Here is an 18471-nt window from a genome sequence, read left to right as displayed (position 1 = left end):
ACACAAGGAGAGTTGTATTTATGTCGTTTTCATGGAAACGTTTCTTACAAATCGGGAAAATTATCTTCCCATTTGTTGTATTAACAATTGTATTCTTTCAAGCAAAAAAAGAATTAGCGGGCATTTCTTTTTTAGAAGCGATTGATACAATTAAAAACATTCCAACTGGAGGAGTCTTTTTAGCAATTACACTTGGTGCATTCGCTGTATCAACAATGTTCTTTTATGACTATGTTATGCTTCGTTACTTAAAAGCTGATATTCCTGTCCAAAAGATTTTCCGTATCTCGTGGATTGCTAATACTTTAAATGGATTTATCGGGTTTGGTGGTCTCGTTGGAGCCGGCGTACGCACAATGCTTTATCGTCCATACATAAAAGAAAATGGAAAACTTATTAAAAGTATCGCTTGGATGACAACTGCCTTTATTAATGGATTAGCCATTCTTTCATTTCTTGGTCTTATCGGAATATTAGACACGAGATTTATTTTGCATGAAAAACCATGGCTATGGCCTGTTCTTATCTTCTTTGCTCTTTTCGTTCCTATATATATCGGGTTTTCTAAATTAAAAAATAGAAAAGCGACGCAAACAGAGGGACAAGAAGAAGAGGAGAAGAACCCAACCGTTTTATACTCATTAGTTTCATTAGTCGAATGGGTATCTGCTGGTATTGTTATGTACGTCATATTATTATTATTTGGCATTGAAATCGAATTCCAAAAGTTTTTAGGCGTATATGTCATTGCTGCTTTAGCTGGTGTCGTTAGTCTTGTTCCTGGTGGCCTTGGATCATTTGACCTTGTCTTCTTAACTGGGCTTGGGCAATACGGCATCGATACAGGTGTTTTACTCCCTGCTATGTTATTATATCGTCTCGTCTATTACATCTTACCATTCTGCCTTGGTCTCATTTTTGCAGCTTTTGAAATGACAGGAGTAGCCATTAAAAAGTTTGAAGATAAACCTTTTATTGCGCCTGCATTAGAGACAACTGGTGTTATATGGACCTTGCAGCGTGACTTTCTAGGAAAGTTAGGTTCTTGGGCATCTGCTGCTTTAACAGTATTTGCTGGCTTAATGGTTATTTTATCAACCATTCTACCGACAAGTATAAATCGGGCACACGCCTTACATATTCTAGCTCCAAAACACCTTATTCAATTTTCTTTTAGCTTATCACTAACATTCGGTATTCTCCTACTCATTCTTTCACGGGGGATATATTACGGAACAAAACGTTCTTATTATATGACGATTGTTTCTTTAATTGGAGCGGCTATTTTTAATACACTAAAAGGAATTGATGTTGAAGAAACGTTTATTTTATTAATCGTACTCGCTGTATTGTATATGCTTCGTAAAAGGTTTGTACGTGAGAAAATGGAAGTCTCACTTTCCGATATCGTAAAAGTTTTTATATTCCTACTTGTAACGTTATATTTATATAAAAACTTAGGTATTTTATTTGCAGGTGCAAAGGAAGCTTTCAAACCTGATTTTGTCGTTCGTAATATTACACAAGTGAAACGAAGTGCATTAGCAGCTGCCTTTTTTGTTCCTACTTTTTTACTAATTGGTTCACTCATTGCAAATCGTTATCGAAATGAATTTCCCGGGCAACCAGCTAATGATAAAAGATTACAAAACTTCTTAGATGAACATGGTGGAAATGTACTTAGTCATTTAGGTTTTTTAGGAGATAAGCAGTTCTTTTTCAGTAGTGATGGAAAAGCACTCATTCTCTTCTCAATAACTGGAAAACGACTTATTGTACTAGGTGATCCAATTGGTGACCCTTCCTCCTATCGTACTGTATTGCAAGAGTTTTTAGCTGAGGCTGATCGATTTGGATACATTTGTGTATTCTACCAAATTGAAAGTAAATGGATGAGTTTATATCACGATTTTGGTTATAACTTCTTTAAGCTCGGTGAAGAAGCTGTTGTTGATTTAAATACCTTTACAATAACAGGAAAGAAACGTGCTGGCAAGCGAGCTACTTTCAACCGTTTTGAAAGAGAAGGCTATACATTCTCTATTCATGAGCCACCTTTCTCCGACGAATTATATGAAGAGTTAAGAAAAGTTTCAGATGCATGGCTTGGTGGAAAAAAAGAGAAAGGTTTTTCACTCGGATACTTCGATCGTGAATATATTAGTCGCGCTCCTATCGCAACATTATCTGATGCGGATGGAAAAATTATTGCATTCACAACATTCATGCCCGTATATCAAAACGGATCATTATCTGTCGATTTAATGCGATATTATCCAGATGCGCCTAGCGGCATTATGGACGCAATTTTCATCCACTTATTCCAATGGGCAAAAGAAAATGAGTACCACTCCTTTAATATTGGTATGGCACCACTTTCAAATGTTGGTTTATCCACACAGTCTTTCTGGTCTGAACGAGTGGCTGCTGCAATCTTTAATAACGTTCGTTATACGTATAGTTTCAGCGGATTACGACATTTTAAAGAAAAATATAAACCAGCATGGAGCGGTAAATATTTAGCATTTAGGAAGAATCATTCTTTACCAATTACAATGCTCTCTGTAACAAAATTAATAGGAAAAAGAAAAAACAGCTAAATTCTTAGCTGTTTTTTCTTTTTTGAACTTGTACAATAAATTCTTTTTCATACTTCTTACCATTTATATAGAAATTCCCCCACATTTTATACGTGCCCTCGGCAGGAAATGTAATCCGGTATTGTAATTGCTCATCCGTATCTACAGGCATAGCGTATAAAAAGTTCTCCTTCGTTTCATCCACGATATAGAGTGACTCTACTTCTCCTCTCTCTGAATGTAATTTCAATTTTTCACCCTTTTTCGCTTGAAACTGAAATGTTAACGTAACTGGTTCATTCGGATGTAATGCGCCAAATAAAAGAGAAACTTCATACTCTCCTATTTTTTTTGTAAGTACACTGTCGATTGGAAATTTCACTTTTTTCTTATTGTTCTCCTCTTTCGTTCTACCAAAATCTTTCCTAGCGAATGACTCTACGGACTTATTTTTATCTTCGTATAAAAATATTGTATATTCTTCGTCTTTCGCTATTTTGGAAGATAACTTATATGACCCGTTCCCTGCAAATGTAGGTTTAATTTGTTGTATGTGTTTTAACTGTCCATCTACAATCACTGCCCGAATTTGATCATTTACACCACGAATTTCATTATTCTTTTTGTTTAACAACTGAAATAAAATATCTACTTTCTCATTTCCCTTTCCATTTGACACATCCCACTTTACTTCCTGAACATCTCCTACAGTCTCTTCGTTTTCTTGATATTTTTTTATGTAAAATCCTCCTGCCACAATAAGTACTAACGCAATAAGTCCAATGACAAGATTTTTCAAAACATCACCTACCATTTTTATTGTCTCTGTTCATACAAAACTTCTTAAGGTATATATTCTAGATTATGATTTATGAAATCCTCCTATTTTGCACATATTACAAATAATAAAAAGATTTTAATTGAAAGGATTCGTAGTGTATAATGCAAATGATATTGATTTCTATCAATACATTATAAGGAGGACTTTTCATGAGTGTACATATCGAAGCAAAACAAGGCGAAATCGCTGAATCTATTCTATTACCTGGTGATCCATTACGTGCAAAATATATCGCTGAAACATTTCTAGAGGATGTTACTTGCTATAATAACGTACGTGGTATGTTAGGTTTCACTGGAACTTATAAAGGAAAACGTGTATCTGTTCAAGGTACAGGTATGGGTGTTCCTTCTATTTCTATTTATGTAAACGAATTAATCCAAAGCTACGGAGTTAAAAATTTAATTCGCGTTGGAACTTGCGGTGCAATTCAAAAAGATGTAAAAGTTCGTGATGTTATTATCGCAATGACGGCTTGTACTGATTCTAATATGAACCGTTTAACATTCCCAGGATTTGATTTTGCACCAGCTGCAAACTTTGATCTTTTAAAGAAAGCTTACGATGCTGGAACTGAAAAAGGATTACACGTTCGTGTCGGTAACGTTTTAACAGCAGATGTGTTTTATCGTGAAAGCATGGACATGGTTAAAAAACTTGGAGATTACGGTGTATTAGCAGTAGAAATGGAAACAACTGCTCTTTACACATTAGCAGCGAAATACGGTGTAAATGCATTATCTGTATTAACAGTTAGCGATCACATCTTCACTGGCGAAGAAACAACATCTGAAGAGCGTCAAACTACATTTAACGAAATGATTGAAATCGCTTTAGATGCAGCAATTCAACAATAATACACTAAAGAACTTGTCATACGTCTGGCGAGTTCTTTTTATGTGACTTTTTATAAATAACTATTTTATAAAGAGACAGATTTCTCCCCTCTACTTTCTTGTAACGTTTGTTATAATAAAGTGAAACTTTAATCAGTGGGGATTTTTCCCATTCCCCATTGATTATTAGTTGAACCAATCAGGATTTTACGGGCAGTTGATCTCCCGCCTAACTCCCTTGTATTTGCCGAATTTTGAAGTAGGAGTCTTATTACCTGTTAAGGCGGGATAAAGAAATCATTTACAGTATTTCTCATAAGAGGTGACGCAGTGAAAAACAGAAGTATCGTCTTTAAACTATTTTTATTAACATCCACTTTATTTACAATCATATTCCTACTTTTTTTCCTAGGACAATCTCTATTTTTAGAGAAATTTTATATTAATAAGAAAGTAAAAACAGTCCAAACTGCTTTTGAAAAATTCGTAGATAATTATGATAAAAGTGATAAAAGTTATGAGCAGGTTAGAAAACTAAAACAAGAATTTCATGATAAAACAAATGCAGATATGCAGTTTTTGGATTCTAACGGTATTATTAAAAGTGATAACAATTACTATATCGATGTATTTAATCCCAACAATAATAAACAGTATTCCATTCCACTCAATAATCTTTTAACACCAGAAGAATATAATAAATTCGAAAATTTAGGTTTAAAAAAAGATGTAATAATCAATGTTGATGGAGTCGTACAAGAGAATAATATAATCACACCACAAAAATTAGGAACGAATTATAATCAATGGCAGAACGAACATTTCTATTCGGATTTTCAGTCAATTAATGGTAACCCTTCTAAGAACAGACTTGCAAGCCGATACAAATCTACAACTCGAATCGTCTTTACAGGTGTTATAACTAAGTTACAGCTCCCATCCAAAGCTGAGGTTCGTCTTGCAAATGATATTGAAACATTACAAGCCGTTCAATATTTCGCAGATATGATTAGAGAGGGCACTTCTAACTCGAACCAATTAAGTACTTTTATATTAGATGGTGGAGAAAATATAAAAAATAGTATCTTTGTAAAACCGATTATAGAAAACGGAAAGATTACAGAATACGCTTTTGCGATAGCATCTTTGCAGCCTGTTAATGAAGCGATGCTCGTTTTAAAAGATTATTATGTTTATGCCTTAATTATCGTGTTTCTCGTTATTATTTTGTTATCCTTCTACTACTCAAAAATCATTGTTAAGCCATTAATTAAAATAAATCGTGTTACAAAAAAAATGGCTAATTTTGATTTCAGCGAAAAATTACCTGTTACAGCTGACGATGAAATTGGCGGGCTTTCTGGCAGTATCAATACATTATCTGTAAATTTAAAAGATCGAATCGATCGATTAAATGTCGCTAATACAAAGTTACAACAAGATATTGAACGTGAACGTCAATTGGAAAAAACAAGAAAAGAATTCATTTCTGGCGTGTCACACGAATTAAAAACACCACTGAGCGTAATTAGAAGTTTTGCAGAAGGAATTAAAGATGGTGTTAGTAAGGATACTTCGTATTATACTGATGTTATTTTAGAAGAAACAGAAAATATGAACAGGCTGATTGTTGAAATGTTAGAATTAGCAAAGTTGGAATCTGGTACTTACAAACTAGATATGACGACGTTCTCAATCGGTGAATTAACGCAACAAGTCTACACAAAATTATTATTTAGCATGGAAGAAAAACATTTACAAGTGAACATCGATGCAGACCCTTCTATACTTGTTAAAGCAAATCGTAGCCGTATTGAGCAAGTAGTTGTGAACTTACTAAGTAATGCAATCCGTTATACGCCAGATGGAGAAAAAATACAAGTCTCTATTATAGAGGCAGAAGATACCGTAAAAGTCGAAATCGAAAATACAGGAAACCCTATCCCTGAAGAAAGTCTTGAAAAAATTTGGGATCGCTTCTATCGTCTAGATGCATCACGTAGCCGTCACACTGGAGGTACTGGTCTCGGATTATCTATTGTAAAAAACATTTTAGACCTCCATCATGCCGAATACGGTGTGTATAATACGACTAACAGTGTTGTATTCTATTTCAATTTACAAAAAGTAAAAGAAGTCAAATAATTTGTCTTAATTTCACTAGGAGTTCACATGAAATTCACACTCTCCCTTTATAGTAAGAAACAAGTTAATCCTTTCCTTTACACATATAAAAGAGGAGAGTGCGTGAAATGAAACAAGCAGGACAACCTATTCAAAATGAAAAACAATTAGAAACTATCAAAAATATACTTTTACAATCTTCGAAACGTGATGGCTTATTATTCGTATTAGCTGTAAATTCTGGCTTAAAAGTAAGTGAAATCTTACAATTAAAAGTTAGTGATGTAATCGATGAAAATGAAAATGTTCGCCATTCCATTTTATTTTACAATGAAAAAGTGAAGAAACATAAATGGTTTGCTGTAAATGAAGACTTACAGCACGCAATCGAAGACTACATGAAAGAACGTAAAACTTGGAAACGTAATGAACCATTGCTAAAATCTCAAAAAGGAACAAAATCTATTACGAGACAACATGCATGGTACATTTTAAACAAAGCTGCAAAAGAAGTTGGATTAGAAGGGATTAGCTCACATACACTTCGAAAAACTTGGGGTTATTGTGCATACAAATCAGGTGTTGATATTGCATTTTTACAACACTTCTTTGATCACAGTACTCCATCAAAAACTTTAAAGTATATCGGTATTGCTTAATAACTCTTATACATAAAAAAGGTTACCATTTGAAAATTTGGTAACCTTTTTTATATTTCATATTCTCTTTTCTTGTCTCTCCTATACTGTAGTGGTACTCTAATACTAAGGGGGAGAAATTATGAACACACTTACAATTGAATTACCAAAAGAAACGGCTGAAAAACTTGATTTATTAAAACAAGCTTATGAAAAGAAAACAGGTGCTTCTATCTCTGAGAGCACTCTCGTTCAAACACTTATCTCAAAAGAATTTATCCAGGCGATAACTCCTTTCGATTTACAACAATTTGTCAACGGAAAAGAACAGCATTAATGCTGTTCTTTTTTTATCTCTATTTAAAATATACAAAGTTTTTTATATATTTTTAGAAAAACCATTGACAATGATAATGATAACCATTATCATTTATTACGAAGCCAACAATTGATGAATCAACCAAACGCTCAGTAACATTGTTACCCCTCTTTTTCATATAGAAAGGCACTGTACATTCCCCCTGTTTGTACAGTGCCTTTCTTGTTTATTATCATTCAAAAAAATTTAATTGCTCCGGCTTCGGCTCACCATATGTAATGTTCATCATTTTCATAAGCTGTTTCGCATTATCTGCTGCATCCCCACCTGAATTGTTGTTAAACAGTACGTATATATCCTTTGTTTTCTTTTTTAATTGCTCTAGTCGTTCAACCCATTCTTCCAGTTCTTTATTGTTGTAGCGATATAAACAGCGAACCGCTCTCCAATTTTCCCCTTTATCAAGCCAACCATGAACATTTCGACCGTGAAAACGTATTAATGCCATGTCTGAATTCGTAACCTCTAACACGAGTGGCACAGAACCTATCCCAGCCTGTGGTTCATCACAAATTGTATGAACCCATTTCTCCTGTTCTAGAAACTGTAACGTCTTATCTCTCATTTCTGGATAAAACCATGTTTGATTTCGAAATTCTATTGCACATGGTAAACCTTCCATTTTTTCTTTCGTATATCGAAGAAAATCTACATTTTTCTTTTTGCAATCAAACCATGGTGGATATTGAAATAAAATTGTTTTTAATTTATCAGCTTCTAATAAAGGAAGAATAGACTGTTTATACAAATCAAACATCTCATCGAACGTAGAAAAAGGAATTTCACCTTTCATATGTCCTGTCATTCCTTGATACGCTTTTACGACAAAAGAAAAATCTTTCGGCGTTTCCATTGCCCATTTTATATAATTTCGTGCAGGTTGCATCGCGTAAAATGAACTATCCACTTCCACAATAGGAAAATACTCGCTATATGTTCGTAATTTATTTCTATTTTCATAGGAATCTATGTATAAAGAATTATGATCTCCCCATCCTGTCACTCCAATGAACAGCACATATATCCCTCCCTTTTTAACTTCATCTTCTATTCACTTTCCAAACACTTTGCATTATGTAGCCTTTCCTTTAAGAGTATCCTTATAAAAATATGATATACTATATAGAAGAATTTTTAAAATGAGGGGTTATTTATTTATGCTTCCAAACGATGCTACTGTATCTCATGAAAAACGAATTGAAGAACTAGAAAATAAAGTGCGTTTTTATGAAGAACTTGTGAATCAATTACCACATCATTTCACATACAAAAATCCACATATTGGTTTACGAATAAAGAAAACCAGAACAACTCATTCCATTCAAGAAATACCAAAAGAAAATAAAGAAGCTAATTTTCAACTTACTTGTGATTCATTATTTTTATTTGAACAACTTGAAAAACACTTTGTTCATATTTTTGATGCCTTTTCACATCATGTAACCTTTGTCGATAGTAAAGGGAATATTACTTTATGTAATCAAGTTGCCGCAGATGATTTCGGTGTAATACGCAATGATATTATTGGAAAACCAATTCAACAATTACTAAACTTGCCGGAAGAAAAAATTAAAGCAATTGAAACATTAAGAACGGGAACAGAAATATATAATGAAGAAGTTTTAGACAAAAATTACGGTATTATAAATAACCGAATTATTCGTGATTATAACGGTGAGATTTTTAGAGTTATTAGTGTCTTTCATTATTTAAATACAGAACGTGATGCAGAGAAGTTTTCGTTAGCAGGGCGAATCGCAGCTGGAATTGCACACGAAGTACGAAATCCTCTTACAACAGTACGAGGATACTTACAATTTTTACAAGAAAGCGTTTCTACATCAAATCAAGAGTTATTTAAAAACTTGCTTATCCCTGAATTAGATCGTGCAAATAATATTATTACAAAATTTTTAGCTGTTTCAAAAACACGGGAATTTACAAGAGAACCGTTTCCGATCAATACATTTTTACGTGACTATATTCAACAGTTACTAGCTAGTGAAGTCTCCTTGCATAACATTTCAATTGATTATAACTTCTCTAATGAATTAGATGATATTTTAGTCAATATTGATCGACATGAACTTGTTCAAGTGTTTTTAAATCTATTTCAAAATGCCGTCGATGCTCAAGGCGACAAACCTCTTTCTATTCAAATCACTAGTTATCGCCTTGATAACTTCGTTCGGATTACTTTCACAGATAATGGAATTGGTATTCCTCCAGCTATTCAAGAATATATCTTTGATCCATTCTTCTCAACGAAGGATTCGGGAACAGGACTAGGCTTGTCAGTAACAAAAAAAATCATCCAAAATCATAACGGCACATTAAAAATGACTAGTAATGAAGATGGTACAACTTTCACTATTTCAATTCCAATCTTACCTAAAACAACCCTTGAAAAATTAAATCAATGTAAATAAAGGACTAATCCACGAACTACATGCCAATTGTTAAACACTCCCAACAATTAGCATGTAGTTTTTTATGTTGCACTTTTCTTCTTTACATTATATAAACCTTTCTCTATATCTTACTTATTTCTTTCTAGGTGGGCCAATTTCTTATTTTTTTAGAAATGGTAGTTTGTCCATCACGAATTTAGTATAAATTTCATTTTAATATATAGTAATGACTAATGATTCTATGAAAGAAAAGAATGAAAAGATGAACAATAAAAATAAAGGAAAAGTATTTTATGGTAATGATTGTTGAGAAGTAAGAGCATGTAGCCATATTAACATCCCTAAGTCAGAACTTACAGAATTTGTTAGACTTCTTCAAGCTCTTGGTCAAGCTATTCTAGTTCAATATGGATCTGGTTGCCTAGGTGGAGGAACTACGGGGACTACTGGTGCTCAAGGGCCTCAAGGCGCTCAAGGACCTGCGGGCGATACAACTGCGACACTATCTGTCTTCCGAATTTACTAACCACAATTTCCGAAAATATTTTGGGAGAACTAAGCACATTTATAAGTAATAGATGTGATTTTGATTGTCTATTAAATCTCTCTTTTAATAAAAAGGAGCACTTATTTGGGAGGATAAGTGCTCCTTCTTTACGTTTCTTTACCTCAAATTTACTCTATCTTAATCCTCATTTTGTATGATAAATAATGAAGTCAAAGATATGAAAGAGGGATGAAAAATGAGAGTTATGTCACTGATACGCATTTGGATTGCTCTTATGGTATGCATTATTTTATGTGTAGGATTTTTTTTAACTCTAAAATATTCCACTATTTCAAAAGCGGAGAGAAAAACAGTTCCATACAAACTTTTGTATACGAAACAAAACGACATCCCTTATTCCAATTCCACAAATAATGAAAAAAAAGTTATAAAAGGAATGCTTATTACGAAAGCTTCTAACTACGAAACTCTACTTCAAATTGCTGAAACGATTAAAGATCAGTATACAAATAAAGGAATTGATGAAATCACGCTGTCTATCCATAATGAAAATAATGGTAGTTATGAAGAAGAATTACCTTACGAACCGATTAGTAAAGGAACAATAATCGTCACATACGATTCTCAATCTTTTGGCATTACGAACATTACTCTTAATGAATAGTAGCATTTATCTCACTCATTATGAGCTCACTTTATTTTTCACATGAGAAAGAGGCGAATAATGAAATTCGCCTCTTTTTTCACCATAATGATGGAATCCACTCTTTCACTTTATCAAACCACTCTTGCTGTTCTTTTTTCCTTTGTTGTTCCTCTTCTTGCCTTCTCTTTTCTTCTTCTTTTCTTCTCTTTTCTTCTTCAATTGTTTGCAATTGTTTTTTATAGTCAGCCTCAGATATTAACGACAATTGGAACGCTTTTTGGGCTGGGTTTGCATTTGCTTTTTTCATGATGTCCCGGAACATCGTCGTCGTAATTTGACTACCACCTGGCACATAATGCTCGCTATCTGTTTTGTCATATCCCACCCAAATCGCACCTACTAAATCTGGTGTGTATCCTACAAACCACGAGTCCTTCGCTCCTACGCTCGGACCATTTACAAGTTGAGTCGTCCCTGTCTTTCCTGCTGTATCAACATTATTAACTTTCGCTTTTCCACCTGTTCCCTTTTCTACAACACCTTTTAATAAATACGTCATCTTTTGAGCGATTTTCTCACTCGTCACTCGTGTCTCTTTCTTATACCATTTCCCTATTATTTCCCCTTCAGCATTTTGAACTTCTCTAATTGCATGAGCCTCTACTTGAACCCCATCATTAGCGAATGTACTATATGCTTGGGCCATTACAAATGGAGATGTCCCTACATGCATCCCACCTAAAGCAATTGGATACGTACGGTCTTCTGGTACTAATGGAATACCAAATCGCTCTAAAGATTTCAATCCTTTATCTAATCCTATTTGTTCTAATAACCACACAGCAGAAACATTATACGACTTTGCTACCGCTTCGTACATTGTCACATTACCATGAAAAGCCTGATCACTATTTTTAGGTTCATATTCTTTAATATGAAATGGTTCATCCTTTAATATATCGTATACCTCATACCCTTGTTCTAAAGCGGGTACATATACAGCTAGAGGCTTTAATGTTGAACCTGGCTGTCTTTTTAATTGCGTAGCATGATTAAATTGTAAAAACTGATATGGTCCTCTCCCCCCAACTAAAGCTGGAACACCGCCTGTTTTGGGATTTATAAGGACTACACCCGTTTGCATAAGTTGATCTGAGCCACTATCTTTGAAATAACTATCATTATTCACAACATCTTCTACAGCTTGTTGTTTTTTCGGATCCAGCTCAGTATAAATACGATAACCACCTGCTAAAATTTCATTTTGTGTTAATTCATACTTATCCATCGCTTCTCTAACTATATAGTCTACATATTGGGAGTATTTACCTTTATATTTATCATCAACCCCACGTTTTAATACAAGGCCTGACTCTTTTTCTTTATTGTATTGCTCTTCAGAAATATATCCTTGTTCCTTCATTAAACTTAATACGACATTACGTCGTTCAATTGATTTATTAAAGTTTTTATAAGGCGAATACGCAGACGGCGCTTTAATTAAGCCCGCGATCGTTGCAGCTTCTGAAATTGATAAATCTTTTACCTCTTTATCAAAATAAGATTTAGCTGCCCTCTTTATCCCCCAAGCACCTTCCCCAAAATAAATTTGATTCATATACATTTCAATAATTTCATCTTTTGTATAAGTACGTTCTATTTTTTTCGTTAAAAAGTATTCCTTTATTTTACGAGAAAATGTACGATCTTGTGTCAGAAATACATTCTTCGCGAGCTGCTGTGTAATTGTACTTCCCCCTGCTACAACTTCTCCTGCTGTAATATTTTTAAAAACTGCACTTATAATTCCACTATAATAAATACCATGATGGTTAAAAAATCCCTTATCTTCTACTGCAACAATTGCCTGAACCATAATATCAGGAATATCTTTTCTTTTAACGCCTTCTGTTTTCGAAGAAGCTAATTTAGTTGCGACCTCATTATTTGCATCATAAATTAAAGTCGGTTGTGGAACAGCTTGTTTTAATTCAGATATGTCTTGAATGGAAATTATTATATTTACAGCAATAAATAGAGTAACGAGTACACTTCCCAATACAATTAATGAATTACGAAGTTTCTTCCTCTTATTGAACCACTCAAGCATTTTTTTAAAATGAGTGTTCTTCAATTTCATTCGTTCACTTCCTTCATTTATTTACACTCTTCTTTTTAAAAGGAAGAATATACCGCCTTTTAAATTTATTATAATAACGTAGTCATTCCTATAGTGTAAAGCTTTTCTTTTACATTCATACTTTTTGCAAGAAAAGGACATTCTACAAGTAAGATATTCACTATTGGATATTAATATTATTAATAGAACAACGAGAGTTATGTTAAGTTTTTGTAAACTTTTCGATAAAATGTTTTAAAAAACGACAGTTTTTTGTTAGAATTGATTAGCCAATATATTTTACATATATTACTTTTGTGGGGGTAACAATAATGGTCTTTAAATCAAAAAAAGATAAATTTTCTGAAATGTTAATGAATGTTTCCGAAAATTTAAAAGAAGGCGCGCAATTTTTCGTGGAGTATAAAATTAAAAATGCTAGCGATTTAAAAGAGTTTTCTATGCGCATGAAAGAGTATGAGTCAAAAGGTGACTCATTTATTCACGAAATCATTATGGAGCTAAACAAAGCGTTTATTACTCCGATTGAACGTGAGGACATCCTACAACTTGCAATGAGTATGGATGATGTATTAGACGGATTAGATCACAGTGCTGGTCTGTTCGAAATGTATTCTATTACAGAAGCTGATGAATACATGATTAAATTCGTAGAAGCAATTAATCAATGTGCAATTGAAATTGCAAATTCTGTTGAACTACTGTCTAAAAAGAAGTTAGTCGACATTCGTACGAACGCGATTAAGATTAAGGATTACGAATCACAATGCGATGATATTCGTCGTCATGCGATTAAGCACTTATTCTCTCGTGAGAAAGATCCGATTAAGATTATTCAATTTAAAGAGATTTACGAAGAGCTTGAAGAAGTAGCTGATAGCTGTCAAAGCGTTGCAAACGTATTAGAAACAATTATTATGAAGAATGCGTAAGGAGTTTGATCATGGATACACTCTTGATACTGACCGTTTTAGTAGTCATTTGCGCTTTAGCTTTTGACTTTATCAATGGATTTCACGATACAGCAAACGCTATTGCAACGGCTGTTTCAACGAAAGCTCTAAAGCCTAGACATGCAATTATTATGGCAGCTATTATGAACTTTTTAGGTGCAATGACATTTACAGGTGTAGCAAAAACGATTACAAAAGATATCGTTGACCCATTTGCTTTACAAAATGGTTCTCTTGTAATTTTAGCTGCTTTACTTGCGGCGATAGCATGGAACTTAATTACTTGGTACTACGGTATCCCAAGTAGTTCTTCGCATGCAATTATTGGCTCAATCGCAGGTGCAGCCATTGCTGCTGCTGGTATTAGCTCATTAAACCTTAAAGGATTCATTAAAATTCTTGAAGCTTTAATCATTTCACCAATTATCGCTTTCGTTATTGGTTATATCGTATACAGTATTTTTAAAGTGGTCTTTAAAAACTTTAACTTAACGAAAACGAACAAAAACTTCCGTATATTCCAGATTTTCACTGCAGCATTACAAGCCTATACACACGGTACGAATGATGCACAAAAAGCAATGGGAATCATTACGATGGCTCTTATGGCTAATAACTATCATACTTCTAGCGATATTCCGTTCTGGGTACAATTATCTTGTGCTATCGCAATGGGGCTTGGTACTTCTGTCGGTGGATGGAAAATTATTAAAACTGTCGGTGGACAAATTATGAAAATTCGTCCTGTAAATGGTGTAGCTGCCGATTTATCATCATCACTTGTTATTTTCGGTGCAACATTCATTCACTTACCGGTTAGTACGACGCACGTTATCTCTTCTTCTATTTTAGGGGTTGGTGCTTCTCACCGTGTGAAAGGGGTAAAATGGGGAACTGCAAAACGTATGTTAATTACATGGGTTATTACACTTCCTATTTCAGCTTCTTTAGCTGCTCTGTTTTACTATCTATTACATTTTGTTTTCTAATCAAAAGTCGTCTTCCTTATTTTTCTAGGAAGACGACTTTTTTGTGAACAAGCCTATTTCTCATTAAAAAGCGTGTATAATAATTGGTGGATAAGTTATTTAGAGGAGTTGGCAATTTTGGAATACATCATGTTACTTTTCATCGGACTAATCGCCGGGACAGTCGGCAGCCTAGTTGGGCTTGGAGGCGGAATTATTATTGTTCCGTTATTAATTGGATTACACAGTTTATCACCACAACTTGCAGTAGGGACTTCTATGGTAACAGTCGTTTTTACAGGGCTATCTTCCACCCTTACTTACATGAAGCATAAACGAGTAGATTATAAAAGTGGACTTATTTTATTTATCGGAAGCGGCCCTGGTGGTATTATCGGATCATGGGCAAATAAATTTTTAAACCAAGACACATTTTCTTTATACTTTGGGATTTTCCTTATATTCGTCTCAATTCTACTTATGCTTCGAGACAAATTAAAACCTCTTTCCCTCTCAAATACGTCTGTAATTAAGCGTTCTTTTACAGATAATGATGGAAATACTGTACACTATCAATTCCCACCGTTTCTTGCTATCTTTATTGCCTTTATAGTTGGGTTTATATCTGGGTTATTTGGAATTGGTGGCGGTGCCTTACTTGTTCCAGCAATGATGCTTCTTTTTGCATTCCCAGCACATATTGCAGTAGCAACTTCAATGTTCATCGTATTTCTATCAGCAATTGTAAGTTCTGCAACTCACATCTCACTTGGAAATGTCAGCTGGATTTATGCATTAATCCTTATTCCTGGTGCATGGATCGGCGGAAAAATCGGGGCTTATATTAATACAAAACTAAGTGGTAACGCCGTAATTAATTTATTACGTATTACGTTAATTATTCTTGGAACTAGATTAATCATTATTTCCCTTTTATAACGTATTCTTTTTAGAATGCGTTTTTCTTATACACATGAATATAAAAATCCTCCGAGGAGAACAAATAAAATTAAACAAACACATAATAACATATAATTTGAAATATGTACTTTCTTCAAGTTGACCACTCCTATAACTGCGACTGTTATCTTTATGATAGCGAAAAAATAGTTCACTTGCAGTTACAGAGTGCTAACAATGCAAAATCAATTATTACAAATTTTATCCTTATATTTCATTTCTTTGTATATTCTATCGATTTAATAAAAAAAGATGTCATATTGACATCTTTTTTAGTGAAGAAGTGACCATCCCATAAAGTCTTCATGTACTTGGCACGCCCTCTTATCATTTCGATCATATAATTCAGCATAACTATCTGTTTCTTCATCATAAGCCATCGTATAAATAATTTGGCCGTCTACTTCAACGGATAAAACGACTCCACCTTTCATCTCTTCTACATGAATGATAGCATTCGCCGGAATTCTCATATCCGTCATTCTCATCGCATCTAACAATATACTAAACCCCCTACAGCGTATTCATTGCTAGTACTATTACACACTAAATAGTATACTACTGTAATAGCATACATTTCGTCAATGAAATTGCTGTTGAAATAGCATATTGTCTATATACATATACGCTAAAATAGAAGAAATAGAAACATATTAATGGGGGGCTAACATTGATTCTACACAAAGGAGATGTACTATTCCGTCAAGGCGAGGACGGTCCTTTATACTTTATAAAAACAGGCTTATTAAAAGTAGTTCGGCTAGAGGAAGACGGAACACCATTTTTATTCAACATTATCGTTCCAGGTGAAACAATACCTCATCATTCTTTGATTTCACCGAAAGAATATCACGGTACAGCTATCGCTTTAATAAAAACAGAAGTTGAACCGATCACTAGTAGTGAATGGTATGAGAGACTTCAAGCAAATCCCGAATCATATGCCAACATCGCTATGCAATTGCAATCTAAATTAAGAATGATGCAACAACGAATTGATCAATTGACAACCGTCTCTCCGAAAGAACGTCTTCATCGTTTACAAGAATGGTTCACATTATATTTAGGTGACATTCCTATATATGAAATATTAACACAAACTGAAATTGGTCAACTGATAGGCATACGCCGTGAAACAGTTAACCGTTTATTACGAGAACAAATAAAAAACGAGGTAAAATAAATACCTCGTTTTTTTGTTTATTCTCATTCGTCTTATTGTAAGCTTGTTGCTGGGCCGAAAAATTCATAATGAATATGCTCTTGTTTCACACCTAAATCAGTTAGTGCAGCATTTATATGCTTCATAAATGCTACTGGACCACAAAAATAAAATTCTGCTTCAGTTGTCGGAATAATAGTTTTTAACCACTCGCTTTCAACGAAACCTTCTTTATCAAAGTTCTTCATTTCTAAATCTTTTTCAGTCGGTGCAGAATAACAAGTATATGCTTTAACTTTTTCATATTCATTTTCTACTGCCTTAACGTGTTCTTTCATTGCATGTGTATTACTATTTATTGCTGCATGAACAAAATATACATTACGTTTTGAATCTTGTTCAATTAACGTATTTAACATACTCATCATCGGTGTAATCCCTACTCCACCACTAATTAGTACAACTGGTAACGTTGAATCCATATTTAACACGAAATCTCCCGCTGGTGCACTTACTGGTAAAACATCTCCTTCTTTTACATGTTCATGTAAGTAATTAGATACTTTACCGTCTGGTGTATCTACACCTTTTTCTTTCTTTACACTAATACGATAATATTCTTTCCCAGGTGCATCGGATAAACTGTATTGACGATTATGTGTATATGTCTCACCTTCAATATTGATTTGAACCGTTACATATTGACCTGGGATGAATGAAGAAACTTTCCCTCCATCTTCAGGCTTCAAATAAAATGACGTAATAACATCGCTTTCCTTCACTTTTTTAACAATCACAAAGTTGCGGAAGTCTTTCCATCCACCTTCTTTATGTGCAGCTTCTTCATACATCTCTGCTTCAATGCTAATAAATGCATCAGCAATGACACCATATGCTTCTCCCCATGCATTTAAAACTTCATCAGGTGCACCTGCGACCTCTTTAATGGCACGTAGTAAACATGTACCTACAATCGGATAATGCTCAGCTTTAATACCTAAACTTCTATGCTTATGACCAATTTGTTTTACAACCGGAATAATTGCTTCTAAATTATCAATGTACGTTGCAGCTGCATAAACAGCATTCGCTAACGCTTGTTGTTGTCTTCCCTTTTTTTGATTCGTATGGTTAAAAATATTCAATAACTCCGGATGTTCTGAAAATAAAATTTGATAAAATCTCGTTGTAATTTCAACGCCTTTTTCTTGTAATAATGGTACTGTTGACTTTACGATTTCAATTGTTTTTGCACTTAACATTGTATCCCACTCCTCTATTTCCTTAACTGTTTTTAGTTTAACTGAATCTTATAATGCAGATTGT

The 18471-nt window shown here is 33.9% G+C and carries 16 protein-coding genes and 1 pseudogene; 12 read left to right on the top strand and 5 right to left on the bottom strand.

The features are described from left to right. Positions 1–20 precede the first annotated feature (20 nt). Positions 21–2600 (top strand): bifunctional lysylphosphatidylglycerol flippase/synthetase MprF, encoded by a 2580-nt coding sequence (gene mprF, locus BM089_RS02915; RefSeq protein WP_090975939.1) that lies wholly within the window; start codon positions 21–23, stop codon positions 2598–2600. 4 nt (positions 2601–2604) lie between these two features. On the opposite strand, the gene BM089_RS02910 is transcribed toward mprF, so the two are convergent. Further along, positions 2605–3393, bottom strand: coding sequence for a hypothetical protein (locus BM089_RS02910; protein WP_000232599.1), 789 nt, complete (start codon positions 3391–3393; stop codon positions 2605–2607). A gap of 176 nt (positions 3394–3569) precedes the next feature. Here BM089_RS02910 and deoD point away from each other — a divergent pair, with 176 nt between their 5' ends. The 4 genes from deoD (at position 3570) to BM089_RS02890 (ending at position 7355) form a co-directional block, all read left to right on the top strand. Beyond that, positions 3570–4277 carry a purine-nucleoside phosphorylase gene (gene deoD / locus BM089_RS02905; protein WP_000110707.1) on the top strand — a complete coding sequence of 236 codons (708 nt, stop codon included), beginning with the start codon at positions 3570–3572 and terminating at the stop codon, positions 4275–4277. Between the two features lie 309 nt (positions 4278–4586). Further along, a complete protein-coding gene (locus BM089_RS02900; RefSeq protein WP_090975937.1) occupies positions 4587–6401 on the top strand; it encodes a sensor histidine kinase in 1815 nt (604 codons plus the stop codon). A 107-nt stretch (positions 6402–6508) separates the two neighbouring features. Beyond that, positions 6509–7039, top strand: a complete 531-nt coding sequence (locus BM089_RS02895) for a tyrosine-type recombinase/integrase (RefSeq protein WP_000806236.1) — start codon at positions 6509–6511, stop codon at positions 7037–7039. 121 nt (positions 7040–7160) lie between these two features. Beyond that, entirely contained in the window at positions 7161–7355 is a 195-nt protein-coding gene (locus BM089_RS02890) for a DUF3924 domain-containing protein (protein ID WP_001094860.1), read from the top strand. A gap of 214 nt (positions 7356–7569) precedes the next feature. Here BM089_RS02890 and BM089_RS02885 read toward each other — a convergent pair whose 3' ends face one another. Further along, entirely contained in the window at positions 7570–8415 is an 846-nt protein-coding gene (locus BM089_RS02885; RefSeq protein WP_000897363.1) for a DUF72 domain-containing protein, read from the bottom strand. A gap of 139 nt (positions 8416–8554) precedes the next feature. On the opposite strand from BM089_RS02885, the gene BM089_RS02880 reads away from it, so the two are divergent. From BM089_RS02880 to BM089_RS02870, 3 genes and pseudogenes are all read left to right on the top strand, one after another. Beyond that, entirely contained in the window at positions 8555–9826 is a 1272-nt protein-coding gene (locus BM089_RS02880; protein ID WP_000937248.1) for an ATP-binding protein, read from the top strand. A gap of 223 nt (positions 9827–10049) precedes the next feature. After that, a pseudogene (locus BM089_RS02875) lies at positions 10050–10334 on the top strand (hypothetical protein). 217 nt (positions 10335–10551) lie between these two features. Further along, positions 10552–10980: a hypothetical protein gene (locus BM089_RS02870; protein WP_065228522.1), complete on the top strand. Its 429-nt coding sequence runs from the start codon at positions 10552–10554 to the stop codon at positions 10978–10980. Between the two features lie 79 nt (positions 10981–11059). On the opposite strand, the gene BM089_RS02865 is transcribed toward BM089_RS02870, so the two are convergent. After that, positions 11060–13102, bottom strand: coding sequence for a transglycosylase domain-containing protein (locus tag BM089_RS02865; protein WP_000769253.1), 2043 nt, complete (start codon positions 13100–13102; stop codon positions 11060–11062). A 311-nt stretch (positions 13103–13413) separates the two neighbouring features. Here BM089_RS02865 and BM089_RS02860 point away from each other — a divergent pair, with 311 nt between their 5' ends. The 3 genes from BM089_RS02860 to BM089_RS02850 all read left to right on the top strand — a co-directional run bounded on the left by BM089_RS02860 (position 13414) and on the right by BM089_RS02850 (position 15962). Then, positions 13414–14034 (top strand): DUF47 domain-containing protein, encoded by a 621-nt coding sequence (locus BM089_RS02860; RefSeq protein WP_000231445.1) that lies wholly within the window; start codon positions 13414–13416, stop codon positions 14032–14034. 11 nt (positions 14035–14045) lie between these two features. After that, positions 14046–15044 (top strand): inorganic phosphate transporter, encoded by a 999-nt coding sequence (locus tag BM089_RS02855; RefSeq protein WP_000380276.1) that lies wholly within the window; start codon positions 14046–14048, stop codon positions 15042–15044. Between the two features lie 117 nt (positions 15045–15161). After that, positions 15162–15962: a sulfite exporter TauE/SafE family protein gene (locus tag BM089_RS02850; protein WP_000455762.1), complete on the top strand. Its 801-nt coding sequence runs from the start codon at positions 15162–15164 to the stop codon at positions 15960–15962. Between the two features lie 293 nt (positions 15963–16255). Here the strand turns inward: BM089_RS02850 and BM089_RS02840 are convergent, their stop codons facing one another. Next, positions 16256–16483 carry a hypothetical protein gene (locus BM089_RS02840; protein ID WP_000883009.1) on the bottom strand — a complete coding sequence of 76 codons (228 nt, stop codon included), beginning with the start codon at positions 16481–16483 and terminating at the stop codon, positions 16256–16258. Between the two features lie 170 nt (positions 16484–16653). On the opposite strand from BM089_RS02840, the gene BM089_RS02835 reads away from it, so the two are divergent. After that, positions 16654–17166 (top strand): Crp/Fnr family transcriptional regulator, encoded by a 513-nt coding sequence (locus BM089_RS02835; protein ID WP_000600585.1) that lies wholly within the window; start codon positions 16654–16656, stop codon positions 17164–17166. A 32-nt stretch (positions 17167–17198) separates the two neighbouring features. Here the strand turns inward: BM089_RS02835 and hmpA are convergent, their stop codons facing one another. Then, positions 17199–18407: an NO-inducible flavohemoprotein gene (gene hmpA, locus BM089_RS02830; RefSeq protein WP_065228520.1), complete on the bottom strand. Its 1209-nt coding sequence runs from the start codon at positions 18405–18407 to the stop codon at positions 17199–17201. Between the last annotated feature and the right edge of the window lie 64 nt (positions 18408–18471).

It is taken from the genome of Bacillus sp. 5mfcol3.1 (assembly GCF_900114335.1).
GTDB classification, from domain to species: Bacteria; Bacillota; Bacilli; order Bacillales; family Bacillaceae_G; genus Bacillus_A; species Bacillus_A thuringiensis_S.
Note: the sequence above shows the minus strand (reverse complement) of the source record. Positions and strands in the feature narration are given on the sequence as shown.

What these genes read in the sequence shown, in the direction of transcription:
- BM089_RS02855 (WP_000380276.1), top strand. Translation starts at nt 14,046, where the DNA reads ATGGATACACTCTTGATACTGACCGTTTTAGTAGTCATTTGCGCTTTA.
- BM089_RS02860 (WP_000231445.1), top strand. Translation starts at nt 13,414, where the DNA reads ATGGTCTTTAAATCAAAAAAAGATAAATTTTCTGAAATGTTAATGAAT.
- mprF (WP_090975939.1), top strand. Translation starts at nt 21, where the DNA reads ATGTCGTTTTCATGGAAACGTTTCTTACAAATCGGGAAAATTATCTTC.
- BM089_RS02870 (WP_065228522.1), top strand. Translation starts at nt 10,552, where the DNA reads ATGAGAGTTATGTCACTGATACGCATTTGGATTGCTCTTATGGTATGC.
- hmpA (WP_065228520.1), bottom strand. Translation starts at nt 18,407, where the DNA reads ATGTTAAGTGCAAAAACAATTGAAATCGTAAAGTCAACAGTACCATTA.
- BM089_RS02895 (WP_000806236.1), top strand. Translation starts at nt 6,509, where the DNA reads ATGAAACAAGCAGGACAACCTATTCAAAATGAAAAACAATTAGAAACT.
- BM089_RS02890 (WP_001094860.1), top strand. Translation starts at nt 7,161, where the DNA reads ATGAACACACTTACAATTGAATTACCAAAAGAAACGGCTGAAAAACTT.
- BM089_RS02910 (WP_000232599.1), bottom strand. Translation starts at nt 3,393, where the DNA reads ATGGTAGGTGATGTTTTGAAAAATCTTGTCATTGGACTTATTGCGTTA.
- BM089_RS02880 (WP_000937248.1), top strand. Translation starts at nt 8,555, where the DNA reads ATGCTTCCAAACGATGCTACTGTATCTCATGAAAAACGAATTGAAGAA.
- deoD (WP_000110707.1), top strand. Translation starts at nt 3,570, where the DNA reads ATGAGTGTACATATCGAAGCAAAACAAGGCGAAATCGCTGAATCTATT.
- BM089_RS02865 (WP_000769253.1), bottom strand. Translation starts at nt 13,102, where the DNA reads ATGAAATTGAAGAACACTCATTTTAAAAAAATGCTTGAGTGGTTCAAT.